The sequence below is a fragment of the Arthrobacter sp. Bz4 genome, from assembly GCF_003075455.1.
GTDB lineage: Bacteria > Actinomycetota > Actinomycetes > Actinomycetales > Micrococcaceae > Arthrobacter_D.
Window position 1 is genome coordinate 1 of sequence record NZ_QDAE01000004.1, and the last position, 26,344, is coordinate 26,344.

Sequence of the window (26,344 nt, forward strand, 5' to 3'; positions counted from 1 at the left end):
CATCGGTCGAACCGCAGCCTCAGCCTCCGACTCCGGCGGTTCAACAGCGAAAGTTTCAACAGTGGAGGTTTCAACAGGGTGAGGTTCAACAGAGGGTGCTGTCCACACCGCGTCCACACCTAGCGGTCCCTCCGGACCATACCCAGCAGAAGACCCAACAGAAGCCCCGGAGGAAGACCCCGCGGAAGCCCCGGCGTGAGTTCCCGCAGTAGACCCCGTGGCCGTGTTCGCGGGCCCGCTGGTCGAGGCGGAATCCGCGCCGGATTCGGGAGGGATTCCCGATCCGGAAGCAGAAGCTGCACTGCTTTTCATACCCCAATTCCATCATCGAGCACCGACAGTATGAGGGGAAAATAGGGGTCCCGGAAAAAACTTTTTCGAAGTTTTTTGCAGGCTGATTCTTCGCGGCCAGCGTGATGTGTCGAGGTCATAGGGGCCAAGGCTATGCAGGTGAGGCGGGCCCCTCGTAGGTTCCGAAACCCTGAACTCATGAAAAAGCCGCCCGGCGTCGCTGGGCGGCTTTTCACGGGTTCAGCTAGCCGACGTGATCCCGCCAACTGTGCTGAGGATCGAAGCCGAGCACGCTGCGGGCATGATCAATGGACAGCAACGTCTCGTGCTCGCCCACGTCCTTGACCACCTCGACGTCCGGGAACACCTCGGCAGCGAGTGATGCGCTGGAGCGGCTCATCACCGTGTCAGCTGCGGCGATGATGAACGTGTCGAAGCCCGGCCCTGCGTTTTCCAACGCCCGTTGCACGGCCTGCGCGCCGTCGCGACCGTCAATGTACCCCCAGAGATTCCACTTCCGAGCCATAGCGTCGGCATCGAAAGAAGGGAACTTCGCATAATCCTCGGGGTCCATGACGTTCGAGAACCGCAGCGCGGTAATGCTCAACTCGGGATCCCACCGCGTCAGCTGGATCGCCATCTGCTCTTCTAGGTGTTTGACCAGCGAGTAGGTGCTTTCCGGCCGTGCGGTGTACTTCTCGTCGACGGGGATGTAGGGCGGGTCCTCGTCGAAGGGTAGCCCCAGTACGGTCTCGCTGGACGCGTACACAACCTTCTTGATTCCAGCCCGGCGGCAGGCCTGGAACACGTTGTAGGTGGCCGGCATGTTGTTGTGGAAGGTCGCAGCATCTGCGTAGATGCCGGGAGCGGGAATGGCCGCCAGATGAACGACGGCGTCGAAGCCGGTATGTTGATCGTCGACACCCATGAAGGCATCAATGACGTGTCCGTAGTTGGTCAGGTCGATCTTCACGAAGCCAGGACCACGTTCCCCCTGCACGTCCATACCAATAACCTCATGCCCCGCGGCTCTCAGAACCGAGGTGACCGTGCGGCCCAATTTGCCGGTGGCACCGGTTACCGCGAGCCTCATACGGGCCGCTGCTCAGGCGAAACAGTTTTCGCCGGTTCGGTCTCCGCCATCGAACCAACCGCATCGTCAATCTTGGCCATTACAGCAGCGTCGAGGGTCACTCCCGATGCCACAGCATTTGACTTGACCTGCTCAGGCTTCGACGCGCCGATGATCGCTGCAGCAACGTTCTTGTTTTGCAGCACCCAGGCGATAGCCAGTTGTGCCATGGTGAGCCCAACCTCATCGGCGATCGGCTGGAGCTTCTGCACTCCGGTGAGTGTCTCGTCGGACATCCACCGCTCGATCATGTTCGAGCCACCCTTGTCATCGGCGGCCCGCGATCCTTCCTCGGGGGTGCCACCTGGCTGGTACTTGCCGGTCAACACGCCCTGCGCCACCGGTGACCAGACAATCTGGGACAACCCCAGCTCCTCGGACACGGGAACCACTTCCTCCTCAATGACCCGCCACAGCATCGAATACTGAGGCTGGTTGGAGATCAGCTGGAAGCCGAGTTCCTTGGCCAGCGCATGCCCGGCGCGGATCTGGCGCGCATCCCATTCGCTGACACCGATGTACAGGGCCTTGCCCTGGCGAACGATGTCCGCGAACGCCTGCATCGTCTCTTCCAGCGGCGTCTGGTAGTCGTAACGGTGCGCCTGGTACAAGTCCACATAGTCGGTCTGCAGGCGCTCCAGCGAACCGTTGATTGACTCCATGATGTGCTTACGGGAGAGCCCGACGTCGTTTGGCCCCTTCGGCCCGGTGGGCCCCCACACCTTGGTGAAGATCTCCAGGGACTGGCGCCGCTCGCCCTTCAGGGCTTCGCCGAGCACCGTTTCGGCGGCGGTGTTGGCGTACACATCTGCCGTGTCGAAACTGGTGATGCCCACATCCAGGGCCGCGCGCACACACTGGGTGGCGACGTCGTTCTCCACCTGCGAGCCGTGGGTCAACCAGTTGCCGTAGGTGATTTCCGAGATCTTGAATCCACTGTTTCCGAGGTATCGATAGTCCATACATTCGATGCTAGGGCACCACTCGAGAAATGAGGTGGATCACACTGCAGTGTCGTTGCCTAAGGTGACGATTTGCGGCGCGGTGGCCAGACAGTAGCGAAGCTGACCGAGGCAAACAGGGCCAACCGGTACACTGAATTGTCTTTGTTTCACCACCACTGATTGAGGGATTTTGGTTAAGTTCACCGCGCGTCTAGCCACGGCCGAGGAGCGGGACAACTGGGACGCGTTGGTGACGTCGAACCCTAACGGGGGAAACATGCTCCAGTCGGCATCCTTCGCCGATGTGAAGTCTCAGCACGGCTGGACTCCCCGGTTCCTGGTCTTTGAAAGCGCCGAGTACACCACCTACAACCTGGTGATCGAAAAGCGGCTGCCTCTGCTGGGCGCCCTCTGGTACCTCATCAAGGGCCCTGACGTTGCCGATCCTGCCCATGTGCCGGCGGTGCTTGACGCTTGCCGGGAACTGGTCCGTACCGGGCGTCACAACGTGTTCGCAGTGAAGGTGGAGCCCGACATCCCTGCCGACCACGACGTCGACCGGCTGTTTCTCAACGCGGGCCTGATCAAAACGTTCGATCTGCAGCCCAACGACCACACTGCGATCCTGGACACTACCCCCGAGCCGAACCAACTGCTGCGCAACCTGCATTCGCGCGGCCGCAACGCTGTACGTCGTGCCAGCCGTGAAGGCGTCGAAGTGCGCCGGATGGAACCCACTGACGAAAACTTTCGCCAGATGTACCAGCTGATGGCCCACATCGAGGATCGATCGGCCGCCAAGCTCCGCTCGTACCAGTACTACAGCCGGTTTTGGCGGAACTTCGCCGACGCCGGCCAGGGCCGCCTGTACTTCGTCTACGAAGATGGCAAACCCGCCGTTGGCGCGTTCGTCATCAACTACGGGCTCAAAGGCACTTACAAGGACGGCGGATCCAAGCCCAAACGATCCCAGTATGGTGACTCCCATTTGGTGCAGTGGCAGGCGATCACTGACCTCAAGGAAGAGTTCGGGATAGTTGAATACGATTTCTGCGGCACTCCGCCCAGCGACCGGCTCAAGGACCCCACCCATCAGCACCATGGGTTGGGTCTGTTCAAGACCAGCTTCACCAAGACTGTGACGGACTTCGTCGGCTGTTATGACCTACCGCTCAGCGCGTGGAAGTATCGACTCTGGAACGTGATCGGCGAGAAGGTCGCTCGACAAATCTACTGGCGCCGACACCAGCAACCGTTCTACTAAACAAACACTCCCGCTCCCTGCGGGCGCACCGGATGAAGGGGTGAATTCCATGGGAGAGAAGACCGAGGCCGACGACGGCCGCAACCCCAACACCAACCCTGCGCCGGTAGCCGAACAGCTGCCGATCGTTCCCACCGCGGGGACCCCGGCCAGCGTTGCCCAGCCCGCAGCACGTCCGGTTCATTCGCTGCCCGGCACCCCTGGGGGCCCGGGATACGCAGGCCGCTCCGGATCGGCCGGCAAGCCTGGCAGGTCTTCCGGAGCCAAGCCCAAGTCCCGCCCACGTCCGGCAAATAACAAGCCGGATCGCAGGACCTACTCGACGCCCACCGATGCGCTGCCGACCACGCCCCGTTCGGTGCGCCCCGACCGCTCGAATGCCGCAGCCAGGAAGGTACTCCGCCGACTGGTGCAGGGGGAGACTCCGCCCACCCAGGCGATGAGCATCGTTGAACGGCTGGCTGGCAGCCCCTATGCCAATCCCACCATCCAGGTTTCCGGGCCGGACATCAACGCGCGAAGAACCCTCGATTTCGCGCTGAGCCTGGCCGAAACGATGTTCCGGTACGGCGCCGGCGCCCTTGAGGTCGAAACCAGCATCATCGCGGTCACCGCAGCCTTTGGGCTGGACAACATCGAAGTGGACATCACCAACCAGTCGGTCATCCTGAACTATTCGGCCAAGGACCAGACCCCAGTCACCGTGCTGCGGGTGGTTCGTTCCTGGACCAATAACTACGCCGGCCTGCTGAAGGTGCATCAGTTGGTGACCGACGTCGTCAACGGCGGAACCTCGCGGATCGAAGCTGCGGCTCGGCTCGACGAGATCACCCACAAGCCGAAACCCTTTCCCCGGTGGATGGTGACGGCTGCCTTCGGTGTCTTCGGGGCTGCCATCGTGAGTTTCATTGGTGGCGGACCGTTGGAGTCGCTGATCAGCTTTGCCAGCTGCATCGGCGTCGACCTCCTCTTGCGTCAGTTGGGGAAGTGGCGGGTTCCTGAGTTCTTCTCGGTAGCTACCGCCTCGGGTATGGTCACGATCATCGCGATGTTCTTCTGGTGGCTCGATATCGGCATTGCGCCGTCGTTCGTGGTGGTGGGCGGAATCCTGCTACTGCTGCCGACTGGCCGGCTCGTCTCCGCAACCCAGGACGCGATCAACGGATTCCCGGTCACCGCGGCGGGCAGGTATCTTTCAGCATTCCTCGTGTTTGCCGCGATCATCTCCGGGATCGCCGTCGCGTTGGTCGTTGGCGCACTGGTGGGGGTGCCAGAGTTGGCGCTGACGACCGAAGGATCAATGTATCCGCTGCCGGTGGCGGCAGCGCTGGTGCTGATCGCCGTCGCCATGATCGGAGTCGCAGAACAGACCGACATGAAACTCCTGCTCCCCACGGCCCTGATCGGTGTCACCGGTTTCCTGCTGTACTCGCTGGTGGTCAGCCTGGGCGTGGGCTACCGCCTAGCCCCGGCAATCGCCGCAGTGCTGATCGGGATGCTCGCGAGAATGGTGGCGTTGCGGATGGGCGCACCCCAGCTGGTCGTGGCAGTTCCGGCGGTCATGTTCCTCTACCCGGGCCTGATGGTGTTCAGGTCGATGTACGGCTTGACGATCGAAACCGAGCTGATTGGGGCTGGCACCAACAGCCTGTTCAATGCGTTGACGATCATTCTTGCCATTGCCGGCGGCGTGGTGCTGGGTGACAACCTCGCCCGTCCGCTGACCAAGGGAGTCAGCAGTAACGAACGCCGGAACCGGCGCCGTTAAGTCAGCGCAACTGCCAGTCCACCGGTTCGGCGCCCTGCTCCACCAGGAACGTGTTGACCCGGGTAAAGGGCCGGCTGCCGAAGAACCCTCGCGACGCCGACAGCGGGCTCGGGTGCACTGACTCGATCACCGGAGTGCTGCCGAGCAGCGGCTTGATCTGCTGGGCGTCCCTGCCCCACAGCACCGCAACCAGAGGTAGGTTTCTGGCAACCAGGGCTTCCACCGCTGCATCGGTCACTACGTCCCAGCCCAGTCTGCGGTGTGACGCCGCGCCGCCGGCCCGCACCGTCAGGACCCGGTTCAGCAGCAGCACTCCCTGCTCGGCCCACCCCGACAGGTCGCCGTGCGCAGGAACCGACGTGCCGGTGTCGGCAACGAGTTCCCGATAGATATTGGCGAGGCTCCGTGGAAGCGGCCGGGTGCTTCCCGCTACCGAGAAGGACAGCCCGACGGCGTGCCCCGGCGTCGGGTACGGGTCCTGACCCAGGATCAGCACCTTGACCTGATCCATCGGGTAACTGAACGCCCGGAGGATGTGCTCGGCTGGCGGCAGGATCTCGTGTCCGCCGTCGACCTCCGTGCGGAGCCGATCGGCGAGCAGGTGCAGTTGCGGCTCGATCGGCGCCAGCGCAGCAGCCCAGGACGGATGGACGACGTCGGCCACTGGAACGGGGGCGGCGAACGGGAATTTCGAGCCGTCCAGGATCGGGGACGCCGTGGGGGAGGGGGCTGGCTCAGGGAAGAGGGCGCTCTGGTATTCGGACACCCTCCCATCCTTGTGCCCGAGCCCGCCAAATGACAACCGTGTTATTCCCAATTACCATGAAGGTCAACGGCAGCGTTCCACTAAGCTGCCTTCAACTAAGGGGCGATAGGCAGTGACTGATGCGGTGCGCGCTGACAGTGCGGTACACCCTGATCCGGAGGGTCACCGTCAGGCGTCTGTGCTGGGAGACCGCGAGCAGCAAATGCTCGCCCTTGAACGCCAGTGGTGGAAGTACTCAGGGGCCAAGGAACAAGCCATCCGCGAACTGTTCGACCTGTCGGCTACCCACTACTACCAAATCCTCAACGCCATGATCGACACCGAGGCAGCATTGGCTCACGATCCGATGCTGGTCAAGCGACTGCGTAGACTACGTACATCGCGTCAGCGCGCGCGCTCAGCCCGCCGCCTCGGCGCTGACATCTGAACGCTCCCGGCGAACCCTTTACAGCGCCAAAACCCAAGGATGACGCATAACTATGAGCCAGTACCCCCGGGACGAGTTCGACAAGATCCCTGAATCCGCATCGCGGCAGGGCGTTCACCGGGAAAGACTGGTTCCTCCGCGGTCCAGTGGGCTGGCGTTGAAAATCCTGGTTGGGGTACTCGCGCTCGCCGTCGGGCTGGCCGCCTACTTTATTCTTCCCCGTCTTGGCATTGGCCAGACGGAGTCATCCGCCAGCCAGACCACCACCGCGCCGGTCGCCGAGACCACCTCGAACGCGTCGCCTGCCCCGGCCGACGACGACGCTTCCGAGCCCGAGCCGACCCCGTCCAATCCGGCGACCCAAGCCCCAACAGGGGCTCCCACTGATGAGCCCATCGAGGCTGAACCCACTCCCAGCGAGGAACCGGCAGCGATCGACCGGGCCCAGGCAGTAAACGTCTACAACTCAACGGGCATCGGCGGATTAGCCAGTTCGGCAGCCGGCCGGGTCACGGCTGGTGGCTGGACTGTAGGCCAGATCGCAGACTGGGGTGGAGCGCCGCCCCAGACCTCAGTGATCTTCTACAACAACGCCTCCCAGCTTGCGGCGGCACAGGAAGTAGCTGGCATCCTCGGCATCCCAACCCTGGTCGAAACCACCGAAGTGTCTTCGAGCATCACAGTGGTTGTCGGCCCCGGATTCCAATAGGCATTGAGTAGGAGGCACGGTTCCGCGACGCACGAGTGGTCCGTGGTGCCATTTATGACTCAGTGGTGTACGGCGTCACCCGTGCCCAGTGGGAGGGTCTTCACTTGCACTCAGGCAGCCAGAGTGCTAATTATTGAGTTAGCACTCTAAGCCGCTGACTGCTAATTGTTGGCGGGGTTGGATGTGACAAGCACACCACTGTGGTGAGGGTCGTGGCGGGACGTAAAGAGATCGTCCTGCTGATACCCGTCCGTCGCGGGCACCGCAGCCGGTGAGCATAAGTTTGCTGATAAGCAGTACTGTCCCCGAAAGGACCTAAGCCACTATGGCCAAGATCATTTCTTTTGATGAAGAGGCACGCCGCGGCCTTGAGCGCGGACTCAACATCCTCGCCGACGCCGTCAAGGTAACGCTGGGCCCACGTGGCCGCAACGTCGTCCTGGAAAAGAAGTGGGGCGCCCCCACGATCACCAACGATGGTGTATCCATCGCCAAGGAGATCGAACTGGACGACCCGTTCGAAAAGATCGGCGCAGAGCTGGTTAAGGAAGTCGCCAAAAAGACTGACGACGTCGCCGGCGACGGTACCACCACCGCCACCGTCCTTGCACAGGCACTGGTCAAGGAAGGCCTGCGGAACGTTGCTGCTGGCGCCGATCCACTGAGCCTGAAGCGCGGCATCGAGAAGGCTGTTGAAGCCGTCACTCGCGAGCTGCTGGCTTCCGCCAAGGAAATCGAAACCAAGGAAGAGATCGCTGCAACGGCTTCCATCTCTGCCGGTGACCAGCAGATCGGCGATCTGATCGCTGAAGCGCTGGACAAGGTCGGCAAAGAAGGCGTTATCACCGTTGAAGAATCCAACACCTTCGGCCTTGAGCTCGAGCTCACCGAGGGCATGCGGTTCGACAAGGGCTACATCTCCGGCTACTTCGTTACCGACGCAGAGCGCCAGGAAACGGTACTTGAAGATCCGTACATCCTGATCGTCAACTCCAAGATCTCCAACGTCAAGGACCTCGTAGCGGTTCTTGAGAAGGTCATGCAGTCAGGCAAGCCCCTGCTGATCATCGCCGAAGACATCGAAGGCGAAGCGCTGGCTACCCTGGTGGTCAACAAGATCCGTGGCACGTTCAAGTCGGTAGCCGTCAAGGCTCCAGGCTTCGGTGACCGCCGCAAGGCCCAGCTGGCTGACATCGCCATCCTCACCGGTGGCCAGGTTATCGCCGAAGAAGTTGGCCTCAAGCTTGAGAACGCCACCCTCGACCTCCTGGGTAGCGCACGCAAGGTTGTTGTCACCAAGGACGAGACCACCATCGTCGAAGGTGCAGGCAACGCCGAAGAGATCGCCGGACGCGTCAGCCAGATCCGCGCCGAGATCGAGAACTCCGACTCCGACTACGACCGCGAGAAGCTGCAGGAACGTCTAGCCAAGCTGGCCGGCGGCGTTGCAGTCATCAAGGCCGGAGCTGCAACCGAGGTTGAGCTCAAGGAGCGCAAGCACCGCATTGAGGACGCAGTCCGCAACGCCAAGGCAGCAGTCGAAGAGGGAATCGTCGCCGGTGGCGGCGTTGCTCTCATCCAGGCCGGCGCCAAGGCTTTCGCATCACTGCAGCTCGAAGGCGACGAGGCAACCGGCGCGAACATAGTTCGCGTTGCCATCGACGCTCCTCTGAAGCAGATCGCCTTCAACGCCGGCCTTGAGCCAGGCGTCGTTGTCGACAAGGTCCGCGGACTGCCTGCAGGCCACGGCCTGAACGCAGCAACCGGCGTGTACGAAGACCTGCTGGCAGCCGGAGTCAACGACCCCGTAAAGGTCACCCGCTCTGCACTGCAGAACGCGGCATCCATCGCTGGTCTGTTCCTCACCACCGAAGCCGTAGTAGCTGACAAGCCTGAAAAGGCTCCAGCCGGCGGCGGCGGCGGCGACGAAATGGGCGGCATGGGCGGTATGGGCGGCTTCTAGTCCCCACCGGCGAGGTGTCACCACCTCGCCTTGCTGAATCTGGAAGGACGGTACCCTCACGGGGTGCCGTCCTTCCGGCGTTAACCGGGAAGCTCGGCCTGCCGGTCACCGTGGGCAGGAGGGTAGTCCAGGCTCAGTACAGGAACATCCGCGCATTGCTCAGTTCGGCGTCGGCGTATTGCTGGGTGGCCACCGTCAGGGCATGATTGATCTCCGCCAACGACTCCTCTACCCGGGCCTGGGTGGCACGCCATTGAGCCACAGCCTGCTGGAAATTCGCGGCGGCCTGCCCCTTCCACAGCATCTCCAGTTCCAGCAGGCCCGCCTGCATCGTATTCACCTCGGACTGCAGCCGGCCGATGGTTCCCTGCACTTCGCTGCCCTTTGCAGCGAGTGCATCTGTGTCGACCTGAAAGTTTGCCATGTGCTTCCTCCTCATTGACGGCCACTCCCGGACCATTGCTGGTTAGCTTCGACCCTAGGCCGGACGCTCAGGGGTTCCGGGAGGGAAAGCCGGAAAAGTGGGCAGCGCCCATGCCTAAAAGGCTGTGGAGGAGGAGTCATCCGATTCGAGGGCGCTATACCGCAGCCGGATGGACAGGGTGGCTCCGCCGCCGGAGGTCTCCTCCAACCGCACAGAGCCGTCATGCTGGGCCACCAGGGCAGCAACAATCGCCAGCCCCAGGCCGGTGCCGCCGGTCTCGCGGTAGCGGGATGAGTCGGCGCGGTAGAACCGCTCGAAAACCCGCGCCGCGTCTTCCTCGGAGATACCCGGGCCGTGGTCCCTGACCTCGATCACCGAGTCCATCCGACCGTGGATCACCGGCGCCACACCAATCGCGACTTCGATCGGGGTGCCATCGGGGGTGTACCGCAAAGCATTGGTCATGAGGTTGGCCACGACCTGACGGAGCCTGGCCTCGTCCCCAACGGTTGGTGCCGAATGCGCAGGACCGCCGTCCAGACCAATGACGGTGATTTCACGATCAGGGGCAATCGCACGGGCATCGAGCGCTGCATCGTTGCCGAGAATGACCAGGTCCAGTGGTTCGGATTCCAGCGGGCGCTGTTCGTCGATCCTGGCGAGCGTCAGCAGGTCCTCAACCAGCTCACCCATCCGCTTGGCTTCACTTTCGATCCGGCCCATCGCCGCCCGCACGTCGTCGTCGTTCTGCAGCGCTCCGTGCCGGTACAGTTCCGAGAACCCTCTGATAGTTACGAGCGGGGTGCGCAGTTCGTGGGACGCGTCAGCGACGAAACGACGCATCTTGCGTTCGGATTCCGTTCGGGCCGAGAACGCTGTCTCGATATGGGCGAGCATGGCGTTGAGTGAACGCGACAACCTCCCCACCTCAGTGGCCGGCCGTTCCACCTCGACGCGTCGGGAAAGGTCGCCGGCGGCGATCGCCGCAGCAGTCCGTTCCACCCGACCCAGTGGCCTGAACTGACGGGTCACGGCAACGAAGGCGATACCGCTGGCCACCATCGTCGCCCCGAGGCCGACGAAGAAGATGATCTGCCCGGCCTCCTCCAGTGATTTGTTGACCGTAGCCAGGCTCGAAGCAATGGCCACGCTGCCCTGGCCGTTGCTCAGTGCATAGAGCTTCACCCGCCAACCGGGGCTGCCGGGAGCGCTCCCTGGCACCGTAAAGCCCTTCTGCTCCCGGGCGGACACTTCCTCGACCGGAATTTCGGGGATGACCGGGAAGTCCGCCGATTCCTCGGACAGGGTTCCCCTGAGCTTCTGGCCGTCCACGTCCCTGAGCTCGCCATAGAACCGTAGCAAGGTTCCATCGGTGGCACCGTCGGGAAGGATGTTTTGCGCCACGGCGTCGGCGTTGGCCCGGATATCCAGATCCATTTGCTCAATCAGGCTGCCGCGCAGCATCGAGACCGTGACAATGCCGGTAATCGCAACAGTGACCACCATGAGCAGAGTCATGGTGGCCACCAGTTGGGTGCGCAGCGATGCGGCTTTCCACCGATCAATCACGTGGGCCGGCACCTACCGCTTGTCAGAGGTACGCAGCAGATAGCCGACGCCCCTCTTGGTCTGGATCAGGGCCACCGCGTCAGGGTTCTTGTCGATCTTGCGCCGCAGATAGGAGATGTAGGACTCGACAATCGAGGCATCCCCGTTGAAGTCGTACTCCCACACATGATCGAGGATCTGGGCCTTTGAGAGCACCCGGTTAGGGTTCATCATCAGGTAGCGCAGCAGCTTGAACTCGGTGGGGGAGAGATCGATGACCTCACCCGCCCGGCGTACCTCGTGGGCGTCGTCGTCGAGCTCCAGATCGTCCACGCGGATCACGGCGTCGTCATCGTCCATGGGCTGGGTGCGGCGGAGGACGGCACGGATCCGGGCCACCACCTCATCGAGGCTGAACGGTTTGGTGACGTAATCGTCGCCGCCCACGGTCAGCCCGGTGACCTTATCGTCGGTGTCGTCTCGAGCGGTGAGGAACACAACGGGGAAGTGCCGTCCGGCGGCACGAAGCCGGCGGGTCACTGTGAAACCATCCATGTCCGGCAACATGACATCGAGTACTGCCAGGTCGGGGTTATGGGTCTCGGCAGCGGCCAGCGCTTCGCGGCCGTTGGCGGCAGCGACGACGTCGAAACCCGCGAAACGCAGGGAGGTGGAGAGGAGCTCACGAATGTTTGGCTCGTCATCCACTACGAGGAGTTTTGCTTCAGGTCCAGTCTTTTTCACAGTTCCCAGTATCCTCCCAGACACTGGGAGTTGTCTGGATAGTGCGTGAAAGCTTCCCGTATGTCAGCCCTGAGGAATGTCCGCGGCGTCCATGATCCGGTAGGCATAGCCCTGCTCGGCCAGGAACCGTTGCCGTTTTGCGGCGAAGTCCTGGTCAATCGTGTCCCGCGCGACCACGGTGTAGAACCTTGCGGCCCGACCATCGGCCTTGGGGCGCAGCAGGCGACCCAGTCGTTGAGCTTCCTCCTGCCGGGATCCAAAGGACCCGGACACCTGGATGGCGACCGAGGCCTCGGGGAGGTCGATGGAAAAGTTGGCTACCTTCGACACCACAAGAGTGTGGATTTCCCCGTTGCGGAACTCGCCAAACAGCCGCTGCCGTTCCTTCACGGAAGTGTCCCCCTTGATCACCGGGGCATTCAGGCGCTCGCCGAGCTCGTCCAACTGGTCGATGTACTGGCCGATCACCAGCAGCTGCTCGCCCTGGTGCGAGGCGACCAGCTTTTCGACCACGCCGCTCTTGGTCTCCGACGTGGCGCACAGGCGGTACTTGTCGCCGTCCTCGGCCATCGCGTAGGCAACCCGCTCGTCGCGCGGCAGATCCACTCGCACCTCCACACAGTCGGCCGGCGCGATGTAGCCCTGCGCCTCGATGTCCTTCCAGGGGGCGTCATAGCGTTTGGGGCCGATGAGGGAGAACACTTCGCCCTCCCGGCCATCCTCCCTGACCAGGGTCGCGGTCAGGCCGAGTCGGCGTCGTGCCTGCAGATCGGCTGTCATGCGGAAGATTGGGGCAGGCAACAGGTGCACCTCGTCATAGACGATCAGCCCCCAGTCATTCGCGTCGAGGAGTTCGAGGTGCGGGTAGAGTCCACCCCGCCGCAACGTCAGCACCTGATAGGTGGCTATGGTGACCGGCCGAATCTCCTTGACCGCGCCCGAGTACTCACCGATCTCGTCCTCGGTCAGGGACGTGCGCTTCAGCAGCTCATCCTTCCACTGGCGGGCGGAGACGGTGTTGGTGACCAGGATCAACGTGGTGGTCTGGGAGGTCGCCATCGCTGCAGCGCCCACCAGGGTTTTGCCCGCACCGCAGGGGAGTACGACGACGCCCGAGCCGCCCGACCAGAAGTTTTCCATGGCCAGCTTCTGATAGGGGCGCAGCGTCCACCCGTCCTCGAGCAGGGCGATGGGGTGGGGTTTGCCATCCACATAGCCGGCAAAGTCCTCCGCCGGCCAGCCCAGCTTCAGAAGCAACTGTTTGAGCTGACCGCGCTGGGAGGAGTGCACCACCACCGTTTCTCCGTCGATACGCGGGCCCAGCAGGGGCTGGATCTTCTTGGCGTGCAGCACCTCTTCAAGGACCGGGTAGTCGTTGGTGCGCAGGACCAGCCCATGCTGGTCGTCCTTCTCAAGGCGGAGCCGTCCGTACCGTGACATGGTCTCTTCAATGTCCACCAGCAGTGCGTGGGGTACCGGGAACCGTGAGTATTTCAGCAGGGTGTCGAGGACATGCTCGGCGTCGAGCCCTGCCGCACGGGCATTCCACAGCCCGAGCGGAGTCAGCCGATAGCTGTGGACGTGTTCAGGGGCGCGTTCCAGCTCAGCGAACGCCGCGATCGCGTGCCGTGCTTCGGTGGATTGTTCGTGGTCCACCTCAAGCAGGATGGTTTTGTCGCTTTGGACGATCAGCGGGCCGTCAGGCATCAGTTACTGCCCCTTCATCGATGGAAAGTAGTTCAACGTCCATGATCCGGTGGATCGAGACGACTTTTTCGACCTCGTTGGCCGGGTCAATGACCCGGACCCTGCCGCCGGATACTGATAGTGGAACAAGGACCTGCCGGGTGGAATTCCCCTGGCTGTCGGCGAACCCGAGCCGGACCGGGCGTCGCAGCCGGATTGCCTTGCGGAGGGTCTCGAGCCCCAGCAGGGTGTCACTCTCAGTGGTCGACATTCCGTCCGCAGGCGCCACCCCGGCACCGCGAAGTACTGCCACCTGGTTGGCGATGTCCTCCGATGAGAGGGTCCAGGGGTTCAACGTCACCCGCGACGACGCCGCCGTCACGCTTCCCGGCCCGCCTGCGGGGCCGGACCGTCCGGGACTGGATGGCACAGCCAAGCCCTCGAGGGCGGGGGCGTACCCGAGGTCACGCAGGACCGCCGCGAGCTCCGGCCCGGACGCCTGGGAAATCACGACTGTCGGCGCGAGCTGCACCAGGCCAAGTGCTGCGGCCCGGGGATCGGTCAGGAGGGCTGAAAGCGCCGCATCATCGTCGCTGCGAACATAGCTGCTGGCCCTGCCCACCCGGAGGCGGCCGTATCTCGACGCGGTGTCGTCGACCAGGTACTTCAACGGCTGTGGAACGTCGGTGGCCGAATGGCGTGCCAGGAACGACAGAATCGTCGAGGCATCCTGGCCGTCGTCGAATGCGCGGCGCAGCGACTCCGCCGAGAACCGGTAGATGCTGGCTGGCCCCTGGCCCTCGGGGGTGGAGAGGAGGGCCAACTCGGTGGCGACCTCGGGCTCGAGATATCCGGGGGCAACAGCGGTCAGGTCTGCCTGCAACATGAAGTGCCGCAGCGGGGCGGGCAGGGCGCCGCGCAGGACGGCGGCGGCGTCGTCGTGCCTGCCGGCTGCGGTCAGGGAGCCTAGCTCAGTCAATGCGCCGGACCCCATCAGGCCAAGGCGGGACGCCTCCGTGAGCATGCCCGGAACCAGCCGGGCAAAGCGCCGCTGCAGGCGCGGCTGGCTCCACGTAAGCCACTCGACGACGTCGCGGGTCTGCAATACGGCCGACATGGCGCCGTCAATAGGGTGCCCGCTGGCGTCGTCGCTGAGGGCAGCCAGCGCCGCCAGCATCCGGGACCGGATGTGGGGGGCGTCGGGTCGGCCGGCCTCGGCCGCCAAAGCGTTCACCGTGGCACCGGCGGTGAGCTGGGTTCCTACCAACGACGGCGCGCGTTGCGCATCCAGCCACGTGGTCGCCAGACGGTGCCACTGCTCCACCCGGTCCTGCGCCAGCCAGAGAGTGCCTGGTTCAATGCGCCAACGGGAGGTGTCGACGTCGAGTACCAGCAGGCCGGCGAGGGCCGCGAGCTCCACCAGCCAGGCAGCCTGCTCGGTGTCGACCCGCAGGGCATCGGCGAGCCGCCGGATTTCCCGGACGCCCACCCCGCCGGACCGCAACGTGGTGATCGGGGAAACCTCGACGGCTGCGACGAGGTCGGTGACCAGACGGAGGGTTTCGGCGACCGCGCTGTGCGCGGCGTTATCCCGCAGACTGTTCCGGATGGTTCGAAGCTCGGGAACCGGGGGGTCACAGCGCAGCTGCTCGATGATGGAATGACCACGCGCGGCCCGTCCCACGGCGCGGGGGAGCTCAACATGGCTCGCATCCAGGCGGGCGAGGAGCCCGTGGGTGAGTAACCACTGAATCGGTGAACCCGGGTCCTCAGCGCTCACCGGGGACGCACCGACCGCCGAGACACTGAATTTGCCGAGCAGGTCACTGGTGCGTTCGGGTGCCAGGGACAGCAGGGCCTCCCAGCCGGCGGGAGTCGAAACGACGTCGTGGAGGACCTCGGCTGCGGCGTCGGCTGTGGTGGCCTCGCCGATCTCCAGCCCGAGTTCGCGGAGCCGGTCGACGCCGACGGGCAGCTGTTTGGCGTACCCGGGGAGAAGCCGGACCAGCTGGGTGATCTCCCGGCCCAGCCCGGCAGGGTAGGGGCCCAGGGCCTCGGTCAGGGAGGCAACGGGAAGGTAGAACCGGCGGTTCTGGTCGGCGGCCGGGGCCTCCGGCGGGGCCGGGGCGCGGCGGAGCAGAGCGAGCGCATGTAAATGGGCCAGGAATCCGTCCAGGACCTTCACGGTCGACCCCTTGATGTCCGACCGGAGCCAGGCCGCGGTGGTGCTTTGCCCGGTGTCACCATGAGTTGAAAGCTGCACGGCAGTGAGCACGTCCAGCTGGGGTTCGCTCAGGTTTTCCAGCGCCCGCTGGACGCTGACCCGGGTGGAAGCGCGGGCGGCGAGGGCGGCGAAATCGGGGACCGGTGGGAGAACGAGGTCCGGGCGCGCTGTGAGAAGGTCACGGAGCCGTGCGTCGCTGCGTGCAGCCAAATCGGTGGCCAGATCGCGGATAGCGGACATTATGACAACGTTACCCCGTTTGCCTGTGCTCGCCCCGCCCGATCGCCCGGTGGGAGCCCGCGGCAGGAGCTGGAGTCAGGCCCGCCTGCGGGTCCGAATTCCCGAGATCACCATGAGGATCATGAGGATAAAGGCCACCGGAAGGCAGATGTAGGCTCCGGCAACAAAGCCTGGCCACACGGTGCCCTGGAAAAAGGCAGTGATCAGCACGGCAGTAAGCGAAAGCAAGCCGATGATCGCCAGGGCCACGGCTGTCACCATCAGGATCAGGCGCGGCAGGTTCCGCTCCGGAGTGCTGGATCCGTGGTCTGGAAGGGGGCGGGGTGAGGTATTTGCCATAACGCTAACAGCGTACAAGGTGTGCCCCTTTCATGAAGCACACTGGTAGAGAGGATATTCTGGAAGGCAGAGACTTTCCCGACGAGACGCTGGCCCCGCCGCAAGGACATGGGCACCAGATCCTTTTCCAAGGATCGGCACGGTCACAGCAGTGTCCGACGCAGCACCTACAGAACGAGGTAACGACGTGCCTATTGGCAAGGTCAAGTGGTTTGACGCTGAAAAGGGTTTTGGTTTCCTGGCTACCGACGACGGCCAGGAGGTCTTCCTTCATGCCTCGGCGCTACCCGCAGGAGTGACCGAGGTGAAGGTGGGCACCAAACTGGAGTTCGGCGTCGCCGACGGCCGCAAGGGACTTCAGGCGCTCTCCGCCCGCATCCTCGAGGCGCCGGCCTCGGTTGCGAAGGCAACACGTAAAAGCGCCGATGATATGGCCGTGATCACCGAGGACCTCATCAAGTTGCTCGACGACGTCTCCAATGGGCTGCGCCGTGGCCGGTACCCCGACAAGTCGCACGCCGGCAAGGTCGCAGCGGTCCTCCGCGCGGTCGCGGACGATCTGGACGCGTAGGCCAGATCGTGGATTCAGACCTGGAAATCGTCGCTCATTCAGCGGACGTCGCTGACCCGGCGATCGCGGAGGCGGCCGACGACGCAGTGGTTCCGCCGAAACGTCGTGCACCCCGGAAACCGTCCAAGCCCGACGCTCTATTGGCAGATGCTGTGGAATTCGCGCGAAACGGTGTGAACGAGATTGCCGAGCAGGGGCAGGTCGGCACCCATGTGGGCGCCTATCCCGACGCCGAACGGGTGGTGACCCACCGGTTCGAAGCCCACCTGCCCGGCTACGGCGGCTGGCACTGGTTTGCCACCCTGGCCCGGGTACCCCGCGGTAAGGAACCGACGATCTCCGAGGTTGGCCTGCTGCCGTCCGAGACGTCATTGCTGTCCCCACCCTGGATTCCCTGGGCCGAGCGGGTACGCCCCGAGGACTCCGCCAAGGACGAATCAGTTTCCCCTGACGCTGCTGGAGGAGAATAAGCAGTTGACTCACGGTAGTTGCGGACGAGGCCGAGCGGAACTCACCTGATGGGGATGTTCCGCTCGCTGCATATCCATAACTACCGGGTCTGGTTTTTCGGAGCACTGGTCTCCAACATCGGCACCTGGATGCAACGCACCGCCCAGGACTGGCTGGTGTATGACATCCTCACCGATCAGGATGCAGCAGCCATGGGCATTGTCATGGCGCTCCAGCTCGGCCCCCAACTGCTCGTCGCCCCCTGGGCAGGTCTGATCGCAGACTCGGTGGACCGGCGGAAACTACTGATTATCACCCAGCTCTCGATGGCGGCACTCGGCGTCGGACTCGGGCTGATGGTGGTGCTCGGGGTGGCCGAACTCTGGCATGTGTACGCCTTTGCCCTCGCCCTCGGATTCGTTTCCGCGGTCGACGCGCCAGCACGGCAGACATTCGTCTCCGAATTGGTCAGGGACGACTATCTCCCCAACGCAGTCGCTTTGAATAGCGCCTCTTTCAACGGTGCGCGGATGGTTGGCCCAGCGGTGGCGGGTCTGCTCACCGTGGCGGTGGGCCCCGGCTGGGTATTTATGATCAACGCGCTCACGTTCGGCGCCATGATCTTTGTGCTGATGACCATCAGACGGTCCGAGTTGCGAGTCCTGGAGAAGTCTCCGCCGGGCAAGGGCCGGATTCGGGAGGGCTTCAGATATGTGCGTAACCGGCCCGACCTGATGATGGTGATGCTCGCGATCTTCATCGTCGGCACCTTTGGACTCAACTTTGCCGTCTACATCGCGGCGATGGCACGCACCGAGTTCAACAGTGGCGCCGGAGTGTTCGGCGTGCTGTCATCGGTGATGGCCGTCGGCTCGGTAGCGGGCGCTCTGCTCTCGGCCCGCCGCAGCAAACCGAGGCTCCGGTTCATTTACGGGGCGGCAGCAGCTTTCGGGGTCGCCTGTGCCGCAGCAGCGCTGGCCCCCACGGTCTGGCTGTTCGGTCTCACCCTGATCCCGGTGGGCCTGTTCGCGCTGACACTCATGACCAGTGCCAATGCGTACGTCCAGACCACCACCGAGCAGGTGATGCGCGGCAGGGTCATGGCGCTGTATTTCGCCATTTTCCTCGGCGGCACACCGCTCGGCGCACCAATCGTCGGCCTGGTCTCCAACACTTTTGGTCCACGGTGGAGCCTCGCCGTCGCCGCAGCGGCCGGCATCATTGCGGCGCTGGCTGGAATGATCTGGGCCTGGCGGGCCCACCATCTACGGCTTCGCTACGATCCGGCCCCACGGCGTCGGCTGCGGATTGAAACTGACTTCGGGAAACCTCTCACCGATCCCTAAGATCCCTGCCAGCCACAGGCTTTTGGGATCTTAGGGGCGGCGGAGGGCTAGCGTCCGCCGATCACGAAGTCGATGCAGGCCAGCAGGGCTGAAATATCGTCCGGTTCAATCGAGACGAACGTCGCGATGCGCAGCTGGTTCCGGCCCAACTTCCGGTACGGCTCGACGTCGACAATGCCGTTGGCACGCAACACCTTCGCGAGTGACGCAGCGTCAACGGAGTCGTCGAAGTCGATGGTCGTAATGACATTGGAGCGGTCCTCGGCGCGCGTGACGAAGGGGGTGGCGACGTCGGACGCTTCCGCCCACTGGTAGACCCGCCCCGCGGACTCCGCGGTGCGGGCCGCAGCGAACTCGAGACCGCCGCTCTGGTTCAACCATTCGACCTGGGCGTTGAGAGTCACCAGGGTGGCCAGGGACGGGGTGTTGTAGGTCTGGTTGAGTAAAGAGTTGTCGATGGCCGTCTGGAGGTTCAGGAAATCAGGGATCCAACGGTCGGTCGCCGCGATCCGGGCTGCGCGCTCCAGCGCGGCCGGCGAGAACAGGCCAAGCCACAGGCCGCCGTCGGACGCGAAGTTTTTCTGGGGCGCGAAGTAGTAGACGTCGGACCCACTGACATCCACGTCCAGGCCGCCGGCGGCCGACGTCGCGTCGATGAGGACCAAGGCATCCGGTGCGGCGCCGTCGACCCGGTGCACCGGTGCTGCCACACCGGTGGAGGTCTCGTTCTGCGGCCAGGCGTAGACGTCCACGCCTGTTTCCGCTGCAGGGGTGGGGCGCGTCCCCGGGGCCGAGGTGATCACCGAGGACGCCTGGAGGAAGGGCGCCTTGTTGGTGGCGGAAGCGAACTTCGCCCCGAATTCCCCGAACGACAGGTGCTGGGCCTTGTCCTGCACCAGCCCGAAGGATGCAACATCCCAGAACGCTGTTGACCCACCAACGCCCAGCACCACCTCGTAGCCGGCCGGCGCGTTGAACAGCTGGCTCAGGCCTTCCCGGACCGAACCGACAAGGTTGCGCACCGGCGCCTGACGGTGGGACGTGCCAAGCAGGGTCCGTCCGGCCTGCGCGAGGGCCTCCATCTGCTCGTCGCGCACCTTCGACGGGCCGGCTCCGAAACGCCCGTCGGCGGGAAGGAGGCCAGCGGGGATCAATTGGTCCGGGGAAATGCTCATGGTCTCTCCAAGGGGGTAAGCGTGCGACACAAGACGGGATACATTCTGCCGCACTACCCGGCCCTGGCGGCATTTGTGAACATGCCCCGACCGGGCACCCGGTTGCCGCTGATTGCCGCGGCCTCTGGTAAATGGGTTAACCTTGGTGAGCGTAGAACTTGTGTTCGGCGCTGGCGATATGTGCCGCGCTCCCACCGCGAAAGCTGCCCGCTGTTCCATCCCGCACCAGTGCCTAGGAGCTGAACCGCATGACGGACCTCATCGATACCACTGAGATGTATCTGCGGACCATCCTGGAACTGGAGGAGGAAAACATTGTTGCCCTCCGCGCCCGGATCGCTGAACGGCTCCGCCATTCCGGTCCTACCGTCTCCCAGACCATCGGCCGGATGGAGCGCGACGGGCTGGTGATCGTCTCGGGCGATCGCCACCTCGAATTCACTGACCTTGGCCGCCGTCGCGCCATCGGGGTGATGCGCAAGCACCGCCTCGCCGAACGTCTCCTCTCCGACGTGATTGGCCTGGATTGGGCTTATGTCCACGAAGAGGCCTGCCGCTGGGAGCACGTGATGAGCGAGCGGGTTGAACAGCGGTTGTACGAGCTGCTGGGAAAGCCCACCGAGTCTCCATACGGCAACCCTATTCCGGGGCTTGAGGCCCTGGGCGGCCCGCCAACCCAGGGCTTCACCGACGGTGTCCGCAGCCTCCTGTCGGTGATCGGCGCCAATCCTCAGGGGTCAGTGATTACCCTTGTCCGGCTGGCCGAGCCCATTCAGGTGGACCCGGAACTGCTCTCCCAACTCGATGAGGGTGGGTTGCGGCCCGGAACGGTCATCGGGGTGCAGGCGGCCGGCGACTATGTGTCGGTCAGGGTCGAGGGTATCGAGGGCGCGCTGGAGCTCCCGCCGGAGGTCGCCGCACACGTGTTCGTGTCGGTCGCCGGGCCGGCTCTCTAACCCTCCACGGCACAATATTGCCGCAAGTTATCCACAGGAAAAGATAACGAACGTATCTCTTTTGCTTATGGTCGTGGATGATGGAAAGCTGACGTTGATACATCAGCGTTATCTAAACCGCACGCCTGACCCTGTCAGCGGATTTGGATGCTGAGACCCGTGACAGGGGCGGAGGACCCATCAGACGGCGGCTGATAAGCCGCCTTGGGGTGAAGTCCGGACGCGGTGCTGCTTCGGCGGACCGGTCAGGGCCGAGTTTCTTCCCGAACTCGAATCCGACAGCTAACTTCGCAGGCATATACGAAAGGGACCCTTTGTCGAAGCACCATGCTTCGGGACGCCGCCGTGCCGGCGCCCCAGTACCTGCCGTGCGTCCTCGGGACGCGCAACGACTCGAACGACGACGACGAGCAACACGGGTCAGGGGCGACTTTTCGCTCACCGGGATGAGCCAAAAATTCGCCATCGCCGCCGCCGCGTCCGGGCTGGTGCTGACCGTTACGCTACCCACCACCGCGGGGACGGCCCCACAGAACGACAACGCGGCCGCCGCAGCCGTTGCGCCCACCGTGCAGGCGACTGTCGCGCCCCGGGAAATCAGCGTTCCCGACGCGGCGCTGGTCGACTTCAGCCGCACCGCATTGCAGAGCACCTTCGACGCAGACGCCAAGCTCAGCGAGATCATGACCGCTGCAGACTCAGCGGCTGTGCCTGCCGCGGCCCGCGGCTCCCTGTCAGCTCCCATGGACAAGCTGATTGTCACGTCCCCGTTCGGTTACCGGGTCAGTCCGATTACCGGCCTGGGTGGGGAACTCCACTCAGGCCAGGACTTCAGCAGCTCGTGCGGCACTGAAGTGTTCGCGGCAGCGTCCGGCACTGTCACCTTTGCCAGCTGGCACCCCTATGGCGGTGGAAACCGCGTGGTCATCGATCACGGCAACGGGCTCGAATCCACGTACAACCATCTCTCGTCCAGCAGTGTCCAGGAGGGGCAGTCAGTGGACCGCGGTGAGGTCGTCGCCCAGAGCGGTAGTACCGGTGCATCCACCGGCTGCCACCTGCATTTTGAAGTGATGGTTGACGGTCAGGCCGTGGACCCCATGGGCTGGCTGTAACCAAGGACACACCGTTTCGTGACCGGAATGTGACATTGCGGTCAATCTCATGTACCGTCGATCTCGTGCCAAATTCTAATAGGTTTGGCACCCTCGAGCAGATCGCCTAGCTCTGCCACTGCCTGAGGTTCCGTTCGCACAATTCGCATGGCAGAGGCGGGGGAACCAATTAGTGGATTTCGCAAGAAATCCTTGGGGTTAAGTCGTCTGATTCCACTGGGAATCAGAGGGCCGGGTGACTCCCATCCGAATCCGACAGCTCACCTCGCAGGCAATTGGGAGAGGCAATCGAACGTGTCAACTAGCTCTTCTCTGGGCCGCCACAGGGCCGCCCGTACGCACACCAGCCCCCTGACAGCCATCTCAAGCGCCGTCTCCTCGAACGCTGGTTCCGTCGGCCGCCAGGCAGCAGTCATCGTCGCAGCGTCAGGGCTCGTCCTGACCGCCGGACTGCCAGCCCACGGGTTCGGTGAGTCCGAGCGTGTCGTTCAGCTCTCCACCCCCCTGAACTCGATTGCTGCTACGGCTGACGCCGTAAGCGCTCCCGCCACCGCCGAGATCACCTTCGAGCGTGCAGCCGTGTCGGCAACGCCCGCCGCCGTAGCTGCTCCAGTCGTCGAGGTGCAGGCCGACGTCATCGAGCCAATAACACCCGCCGCTGAGCCGGTAGCCGAAATGGTGGCAGAGCCCGCCGTGCAGGAAGCAGCGCCAGTCGAGGCAGCGCCAGTTGAGGCGCCCGCAGCAGAAGCAGTAGTCGCACCAGCTGCGCCAGCCCAGACGCCCGCAGCCGAAAAGCCAGCCCCCAAGGCTGCGCCTTCCGGTAACATCGCCGCTGGTCTGGTCGGATCCGCCTACTCCCAGATCGGTGTCGGGCAGGACTGCACCGCCATGGTTGAGAAGGCACTTCGCTCCGTCGGCAAGTCCGTTGGCGACATTGCGCCTGGCGATTTCTTCGCCTTCGGATCAGTTGTTGGCTCTCCAGCGGCGGGCGACCTGGTAATCACCGCCGGCCACGTAGCCATCTACGTCGGAAACGGCCAAGTCATCAGCGGTGGCCTGAACGGCATGAACACCGACCTCCATTCCCTTTCCGACCTCCCCGGCGCTAGCTTCGTCCGCGTTAGCTAAGACCACACCGAACCCTGGAGAACGCAAAAATGACAACTCGCACAGCTATTGCACGCCACCGTGCCGATAAGCGCCACAACACCAACTTCTCGGCTCTGGCCAAAGCAGTAACCGAGAACGCTGGCGGCATGGGCCGTCAGGCAGCCGTAATCGCCGCAGCATCAGGCCTGGTCCTGACCGGTGGGGTATCGGCCAACGCTGCTGAGCTCTCCCTCGAATCAGCCGAACGGACCACCCTGACCTCCGCGCTGGAGATCCAGGCCGCACCAGCCGCCGTCGAAGCACCCGCAGACGCCGACATTGCGTTCAACCGCACCCCGGTCAAAGCCGTAGCAGCCCCAGCAGTCGTCGAAGCCCCAGCAGTCACTGTTCAGGCTGAGACCGTTGTGGAGATCGAAGAGGCTCCGGCCGTGGCCCCGGCCGCTGAGCCCGAAACCGTAGAGCCGGTTACCGTAACACCTGCAGTGAACGTCGAGCCGGAAGCGCCCGTCCGGACCACTCCAGCACAGGCCGCTCCGGCAGCCGAGGCCCCCGTCGCGCAGAAAGCCCCAGCCGCATCCTCAGGGAAGGCAGCAACAATCGCGGCCGCAGCACAGGCTCAGCTGGGAGTCACCCAGGACTGCACCCGTCTGGTGAGCAACGCCCTGGCAGCAGCAGGGATCAACTTCCACGCTGGCCAGCCGGGTACTTGTCCCTCGGACGCACGGTCAGCGCCGGCGAAGCCATCCCAGGTGACCTCATCTACTACACAGATGGCGGAGCCGGAGTGGCCCACATTGCTGTGTACATCGGTGGCGGTCAGGCAGTCCACGGCGGGTTCAACGGCAACCAGACCGTCGTCGCTCCAGCCGACCTTGGTTCGGGCCCAGTCTTCATCCGCGTCGGCGGCTAGGAACACCCCGCATTACGACAAAAGACCCGGAGGAATTTCCTCCGGGTCTTTTTGTGCGTCTGGCAGCCGCCCGGACTGTCAAGGCGATCGGTCCGCGACGACACGCGTGGACCAGCTCCATCAAAATTAGCTAACCGAGCGTCAGCCGAACTACCCTTACTCAAAAGGAGTCAGGATTTCGGCCTGCGACCCCGGCGATAGGGGTAGAGGCCTGATCGGCAAAGAGGAATGTGCATGCGCACTCTCGTTCTGAATGCTGGATATGAGCCGCTGGCGGTAGTGACCTTCCGCCGGGCGCTGGTCCTTGTGCTGGCCGGCAAAGCCAGCGTCGTCGCGGAAGGGGAGGAACCGGTCATCGGACCCAATGAGATTCTCGGGCGCCCCTCGGTCATCCTGCTGAACCGGTACGTGAAAATCCCCTACCGGCAAAGTCTCGTGGTCACCCGCAGGGGTGTGCTGCGCCGCGACAACCATCTGTGCGCCTACTGCGGCAAAAGCGCCTCCACCATCGATCACGTGTATCCACGCTCCCGCGGCGGGGACTCCAGCTGGGAAAACCTCGTAGCCTGCTGCCTCAGGTGCAACAACGACAAAGGTGACAAGACGCTCGCCTCCCTGGGGTGGCAGCTGGGGGTCACCCCACAACCGCCCCGCGGCCCATCCCACCACTTCCGTGAGATCGAGAAGCCAGCCCCGCAGTGGAGCGCCTTCCTCCGGTCGGAGAGCGCCGCTTGAGCGCTCAGGTACCCGTTGCCTTCAATGCCGTAGTGCTCTCGGGTGGCAGATCCTCACGCCTGGGAGGTACACCCAAGGCCCATCTCGAGCTCAACGGGCAAAGCCTGCTTGACCTGACCTGTCAGGCCGCGGCAGCTGCACGACGGATTGTCGTCGTCGGGCCAGACGACGTCGATGGCGCAACCTTCCGGGCTCAACCGGTGTCGCGCGAGTTTGTCCGCGAGTCGCCCCCGTTCGGCGGGCCGGCCGCGGCGCTGGCTGCCGCCGTCGACCATTTACAGGACGACTCGACACCGTGGCTGCTGGTGCTGGCGTGCGACATGCCGCGCATCGCGGAGGCGATTCCTTCGCTTCTGAAAGCGGCGGTCGATCGTCCGGATTCCTCGGCGATGGCGCACGACGGCGGCCGGGACCAGCCGCTGGCCGCCCTCTACCGTTTTGCTGACCTGCGGTTAGCGGTGCAGGAGATCCACGCCTCCGGAGGGGCCCAGAATCTATCGATGAAGGCACTCCTTGCTAGGGTGCAATGGAGAGCAATTGACGTTCGGCCGGGCAGTACCGCCGACGTCGACACCTGGGCTGACGCTCAATCCCTCGGTGTCTCAGGCACAGCACCGACCTAGATTCAGGAGCAGCGATGAAAAAACAGGATCAGATCCTTCAGGAATGGAGTGCCCAACTCATTGAGGCCTTCGAGCTTCAGGGCACCACCATCGATATCGATGCCATCCTTTCCCTCGCGGGGGACGCAGCCCATTCAATAGTGCGCCCGGCAGCGCCGCTGACCACCTTCATTGCTGGCTATGCCGCTGGCCTTGCCGTGGCCAGCCAGCAGGCTACCGAGGCGGTAGCCATGGAGTCAGCGATTGAGGCTGCCCGCCGCCAGTGTCCCACCGGAGACGCGGCCGCCCCACCAACGGCGGAGGCCCAGTGAGCGAATCCCCCATGAGCGAATCCCCAGTGAGTGATACTGCCACCGACAACTCCACCGGCCGGAACCTCGACTGGGAGCAGGCGCGACGCGTCGCCTACGACGCCGGAACGCCAATGGCCAACCAGACAGTCCCGCTCTCCGAAGCGCTTGGACAAACACTGGCCGAGCCGGTCACGGCTTTACAGGCCATCCCGCACTACGCGTCATCGGCCATGGACGGATGGGCCGTCAACGGCAATCCACCGTGGCAACTGGTTAGTCATGCACCAAAGGAAGAGCACCCCTGGTCGCGTCCTGCCCCGCACCAGGATTCGGGTGCGGGGCCGCTGGCTCCCGGGGAGGCGACATTCATCCTGACCGGCGGCGTGGTACCGGAGGGGACCACCGGGATCCTCCGGATGGAGCACGGCGCGTCCGCGGTGATTCCCTGGACCGCAACGAGCGGGCCCGGCCGGACGAGCCGAGGCCCCAGGAACACATCCGACCGGCCGGCGAGGAGGCCCCTCAGGGCAGCGAGACCATTCCCGCGAACGTCACCCTGAACCCGGCCCAGATTGCCCTGGCCGCGGTCTG

25 protein-coding genes, 1 pseudogene and 2 riboswitches are annotated in these 26,344 nt (G+C 63.9%); of the genes and pseudogenes, 16 read left to right on the forward strand and 10 right to left on the reverse strand.

Translation table 11 applies throughout. The features are described 5' to 3' along the window. Positions 1–535 precede the first annotated feature (535 nt). Together DDA93_RS04505 and DDA93_RS04510 are read right to left on the reverse strand one after the other, a co-directional pair. Positions 536–1,384 carry an NAD(P)-dependent oxidoreductase gene (locus tag DDA93_RS04505; RefSeq protein ID WP_019483814.1) on the reverse strand — a complete coding sequence of 283 codons (849 nt, stop codon included), beginning with the start codon at positions 1,382–1,384 and terminating at the stop codon, positions 536–538. Continuing rightward, entirely contained in the window at positions 1,381–2,385 is a 1,005-nt protein-coding gene (locus DDA93_RS04510; protein WP_019483815.1) for an aldo/keto reductase family protein, read from the reverse strand. The genes DDA93_RS04505 and DDA93_RS04510 overlap by 4 nt, the downstream gene beginning before the upstream one ends. A gap of 172 nt (positions 2,386–2,557) precedes the next feature. On the opposite strand from DDA93_RS04510, the gene DDA93_RS04515 reads away from it, so the two are divergent. After that, a complete protein-coding gene (locus DDA93_RS04515) occupies positions 2,558–3,631 on the forward strand; it encodes a peptidoglycan bridge formation glycyltransferase FemA/FemB family protein (protein WP_026041208.1) in 1,074 nt (357 codons plus the stop codon). A gap of 49 nt (positions 3,632–3,680) precedes the next feature. Then, the gene (locus DDA93_RS04520) at positions 3,681–5,399 is read left to right on the forward strand and encodes a threonine/serine exporter family protein (protein WP_019483817.1); all 1,719 of its coding nucleotides are present in this window, start codon (positions 3,681–3,683) and stop codon (positions 5,397–5,399) included. Position 5,400: 1 nt separating this feature from the next. On the opposite strand, the gene DDA93_RS04525 is transcribed toward DDA93_RS04520, so the two are convergent. After that, entirely contained in the window at positions 5,401–6,105 is a 705-nt protein-coding gene (locus DDA93_RS04525; RefSeq protein ID WP_116778240.1) for a uracil-DNA glycosylase, read from the reverse strand. A gap of 238 nt (positions 6,106–6,343) precedes the next feature. Here DDA93_RS04525 and DDA93_RS04530 point away from each other — a divergent pair, with 238 nt between their 5' ends. From DDA93_RS04530 to groL, 3 genes are all read left to right on the forward strand, one after another. Then, on the forward strand, positions 6,344–6,592 hold the full coding sequence (locus DDA93_RS04530) for a DUF3263 domain-containing protein (protein WP_237715330.1): 249 nt from the start codon (positions 6,344–6,346) through the stop codon (positions 6,590–6,592). A gap of 52 nt (positions 6,593–6,644) precedes the next feature. Further along, positions 6,645–7,301 carry a LytR C-terminal domain-containing protein gene (locus DDA93_RS04535; RefSeq protein WP_116778150.1) on the forward strand — a complete coding sequence of 219 codons (657 nt, stop codon included), beginning with the start codon at positions 6,645–6,647 and terminating at the stop codon, positions 7,299–7,301. A gap of 325 nt (positions 7,302–7,626) precedes the next feature. After that, positions 7,627–9,264, forward strand: coding sequence for a chaperonin GroEL (groL, locus tag DDA93_RS04540; RefSeq protein WP_019483821.1), 1,638 nt, complete (start codon positions 7,627–7,629; stop codon positions 9,262–9,264). A gap of 133 nt (positions 9,265–9,397) precedes the next feature. On the opposite strand, the gene DDA93_RS04545 is transcribed toward groL, so the two are convergent. The 6 genes from DDA93_RS04545 to DDA93_RS04570 all read right to left on the reverse strand — a co-directional run bounded on the left by DDA93_RS04545 (position 9,398) and on the right by DDA93_RS04570 (position 16,469). After that, positions 9,398–9,688, reverse strand: a complete 291-nt coding sequence (locus DDA93_RS04545; RefSeq protein ID WP_019483822.1) for a WXG100 family type VII secretion target — start codon at positions 9,686–9,688, stop codon at positions 9,398–9,400. A gap of 114 nt (positions 9,689–9,802) precedes the next feature. Beyond that, positions 9,803–11,269 (reverse strand): HAMP domain-containing sensor histidine kinase, encoded by a 1,467-nt coding sequence (locus DDA93_RS04550; protein WP_019483823.1) that lies wholly within the window; start codon positions 11,267–11,269, stop codon positions 9,803–9,805. Then, a complete protein-coding gene (locus DDA93_RS04555) occupies positions 11,270–11,980 on the reverse strand; it encodes a response regulator transcription factor (RefSeq protein WP_019483824.1) in 711 nt (236 codons plus the stop codon). Between the two features lie 63 nt (positions 11,981–12,043). Then, the gene (locus DDA93_RS04560; protein WP_024477369.1) at positions 12,044–13,687 is read right to left on the reverse strand and encodes a DNA repair helicase XPB; all 1,644 of its coding nucleotides are present in this window, start codon (positions 13,685–13,687) and stop codon (positions 12,044–12,046) included. Continuing rightward, on the reverse strand, positions 13,680–16,130 hold the full coding sequence (locus DDA93_RS04565; RefSeq protein WP_024477370.1) for a helicase-associated domain-containing protein: 2,451 nt from the start codon (positions 16,128–16,130) through the stop codon (positions 13,680–13,682). The genes DDA93_RS04560 and DDA93_RS04565 overlap by 8 nt, the downstream gene beginning before the upstream one ends. Positions 16,131–16,205: 75 nt before the next feature. Further along, positions 16,206–16,469 (reverse strand): hypothetical protein, encoded by a 264-nt coding sequence (locus DDA93_RS04570; protein WP_024477371.1) that lies wholly within the window; start codon positions 16,467–16,469, stop codon positions 16,206–16,208. A 187-nt stretch (positions 16,470–16,656) separates the two neighbouring features. Here DDA93_RS04570 and DDA93_RS04575 point away from each other — a divergent pair, with 187 nt between their 5' ends. Genes DDA93_RS04575 through DDA93_RS04585 form a run of 3 tightly spaced genes read left to right on the forward strand, consistent with a single transcriptional unit; the run spans position 16,657 to position 18,836 of the window. Further along, on the forward strand, positions 16,657–17,040 hold the full coding sequence (locus tag DDA93_RS04575) for a cold shock domain-containing protein (protein WP_019483828.1): 384 nt from the start codon (positions 16,657–16,659) through the stop codon (positions 17,038–17,040). A gap of 8 nt (positions 17,041–17,048) precedes the next feature. Next, positions 17,049–17,510, forward strand: a complete 462-nt coding sequence (locus DDA93_RS04580) for a DUF3027 domain-containing protein (RefSeq protein ID WP_024477372.1) — start codon at positions 17,049–17,051, stop codon at positions 17,508–17,510. A 48-nt stretch (positions 17,511–17,558) separates the two neighbouring features. Continuing rightward, positions 17,559–18,836, forward strand: coding sequence for an MFS transporter (locus DDA93_RS04585; protein ID WP_116778151.1), 1,278 nt, complete (start codon positions 17,559–17,561; stop codon positions 18,834–18,836). A 47-nt stretch (positions 18,837–18,883) separates the two neighbouring features. On the opposite strand, the gene serC is transcribed toward DDA93_RS04585, so the two are convergent. Continuing rightward, positions 18,884–20,011 carry a phosphoserine transaminase gene (gene serC / locus DDA93_RS04590; protein WP_019483830.1) on the reverse strand — a complete coding sequence of 376 codons (1,128 nt, stop codon included), beginning with the start codon at positions 20,009–20,011 and terminating at the stop codon, positions 18,884–18,886. 248 nt (positions 20,012–20,259) lie between these two features. Here serC and DDA93_RS04595 point away from each other — a divergent pair, with 248 nt between their 5' ends. The 8 genes and pseudogenes from DDA93_RS04595 (at position 20,260) to DDA93_RS16655 (ending at position 26,313) form a co-directional block, all read left to right on the forward strand. Beyond that, positions 20,260–20,967: a metal-dependent transcriptional regulator gene (locus DDA93_RS04595; RefSeq protein WP_019483831.1), complete on the forward strand. Its 708-nt coding sequence runs from the start codon at positions 20,260–20,262 to the stop codon at positions 20,965–20,967. A 138-nt stretch (positions 20,968–21,105) separates the two neighbouring features. Further along, positions 21,106–21,279: riboswitch (cyclic di-AMP (ydaO/yuaA leader) on the forward strand. A gap of 134 nt (positions 21,280–21,413) precedes the next feature. Next, complete coding sequence (locus tag DDA93_RS04600) at positions 21,414–22,082, forward strand: M23 family metallopeptidase (protein WP_024477376.1); 669 nt, start codon at positions 21,414–21,416, stop codon at positions 22,080–22,082. 125 nt (positions 22,083–22,207) lie between these two features. Continuing rightward, positions 22,208–22,371: riboswitch (cyclic di-AMP (ydaO/yuaA leader) on the forward strand. A 5-nt stretch (positions 22,372–22,376) separates the two neighbouring features. After that, the gene (locus DDA93_RS04605; RefSeq protein WP_024477377.1) at positions 22,377–23,210 is read left to right on the forward strand and encodes an NlpC/P60 family protein; all 834 of its coding nucleotides are present in this window, start codon (positions 22,377–22,379) and stop codon (positions 23,208–23,210) included. A 29-nt stretch (positions 23,211–23,239) separates the two neighbouring features. Beyond that, positions 23,240–24,102, forward strand: a pseudogene (locus DDA93_RS04610) (NlpC/P60 family protein). A gap of 234 nt (positions 24,103–24,336) precedes the next feature. Then, positions 24,337–24,837: an HNH endonuclease gene (locus DDA93_RS04615; RefSeq protein WP_019483835.1), complete on the forward strand. Its 501-nt coding sequence runs from the start codon at positions 24,337–24,339 to the stop codon at positions 24,835–24,837. After that, positions 24,834–25,460 carry a molybdenum cofactor guanylyltransferase gene (locus DDA93_RS04620; protein WP_024477378.1) on the forward strand — a complete coding sequence of 209 codons (627 nt, stop codon included), beginning with the start codon at positions 24,834–24,836 and terminating at the stop codon, positions 25,458–25,460. Before DDA93_RS04615 ends, DDA93_RS04620 begins: the two co-directional genes overlap by 4 nt. A gap of 14 nt (positions 25,461–25,474) precedes the next feature. Further along, complete coding sequence (locus tag DDA93_RS04625; RefSeq protein WP_024477379.1) at positions 25,475–25,771, forward strand: DUF6457 domain-containing protein; 297 nt, start codon at positions 25,475–25,477, stop codon at positions 25,769–25,771. Next, complete coding sequence (locus DDA93_RS16655) at positions 25,768–26,313, forward strand: hypothetical protein (RefSeq protein WP_243400508.1); 546 nt, start codon at positions 25,768–25,770, stop codon at positions 26,311–26,313. The genes DDA93_RS04625 and DDA93_RS16655 overlap by 4 nt, the downstream gene beginning before the upstream one ends. The last annotated feature ends 31 nt before the right edge of the window (positions 26,314–26,344 follow it).

Excerpts from the sequence above, each read along its gene's own strand:
- DDA93_RS04505 (WP_019483814.1), bottom strand. The coding sequence starts at position 1,384 with ATGAGGCTCGCGGTAACCGGTGCCACCGGCAAATTGGGCCGCACGGTC.
- DDA93_RS04510 (WP_019483815.1), bottom strand. The coding sequence starts at position 2,385 with ATGGACTATCGATACCTCGGAAACAGTGGATTCAAGATCTCGGAAATC.
- DDA93_RS04520 (WP_019483817.1), top strand. The coding sequence starts at position 3,681 with ATGGGAGAGAAGACCGAGGCCGACGACGGCCGCAACCCCAACACCAAC.
- DDA93_RS04535 (WP_116778150.1), top strand. The coding sequence starts at position 6,645 with ATGAGCCAGTACCCCCGGGACGAGTTCGACAAGATCCCTGAATCCGCA.
- groL (WP_019483821.1), top strand. The coding sequence starts at position 7,627 with ATGGCCAAGATCATTTCTTTTGATGAAGAGGCACGCCGCGGCCTTGAG.
- DDA93_RS04545 (WP_019483822.1), bottom strand. The coding sequence starts at position 9,688 with ATGGCAAACTTTCAGGTCGACACAGATGCACTCGCTGCAAAGGGCAGC.
- DDA93_RS04560 (WP_024477369.1), bottom strand. The coding sequence starts at position 13,687 with ATGCCTGACGGCCCGCTGATCGTCCAAAGCGACAAAACCATCCTGCTT.
- DDA93_RS04565 (WP_024477370.1), bottom strand. The coding sequence starts at position 16,130 with ATGTCCGCTATCCGCGATCTGGCCACCGATTTGGCTGCACGCAGCGAC.
- DDA93_RS04570 (WP_024477371.1), bottom strand. The coding sequence starts at position 16,469 with ATGGCAAATACCTCACCCCGCCCCCTTCCAGACCACGGATCCAGCACT.
- DDA93_RS04585 (WP_116778151.1), top strand. The coding sequence starts at position 17,559 with ATGGGGATGTTCCGCTCGCTGCATATCCATAACTACCGGGTCTGGTTT.
- serC (WP_019483830.1), bottom strand. The coding sequence starts at position 20,011 with ATGAGCATTTCCCCGGACCAATTGATCCCCGCTGGCCTCCTTCCCGCC.
- DDA93_RS04595 (WP_019483831.1), top strand. The coding sequence starts at position 20,260 with ATGACGGACCTCATCGATACCACTGAGATGTATCTGCGGACCATCCTG.
- DDA93_RS04600 (WP_024477376.1), top strand. The coding sequence starts at position 21,414 with ATGAGCCAAAAATTCGCCATCGCCGCCGCCGCGTCCGGGCTGGTGCTG.
- DDA93_RS04615 (WP_019483835.1), top strand. The coding sequence starts at position 24,337 with ATGCGCACTCTCGTTCTGAATGCTGGATATGAGCCGCTGGCGGTAGTG.
- DDA93_RS04625 (WP_024477379.1), top strand. The coding sequence starts at position 25,475 with ATGAAAAAACAGGATCAGATCCTTCAGGAATGGAGTGCCCAACTCATT.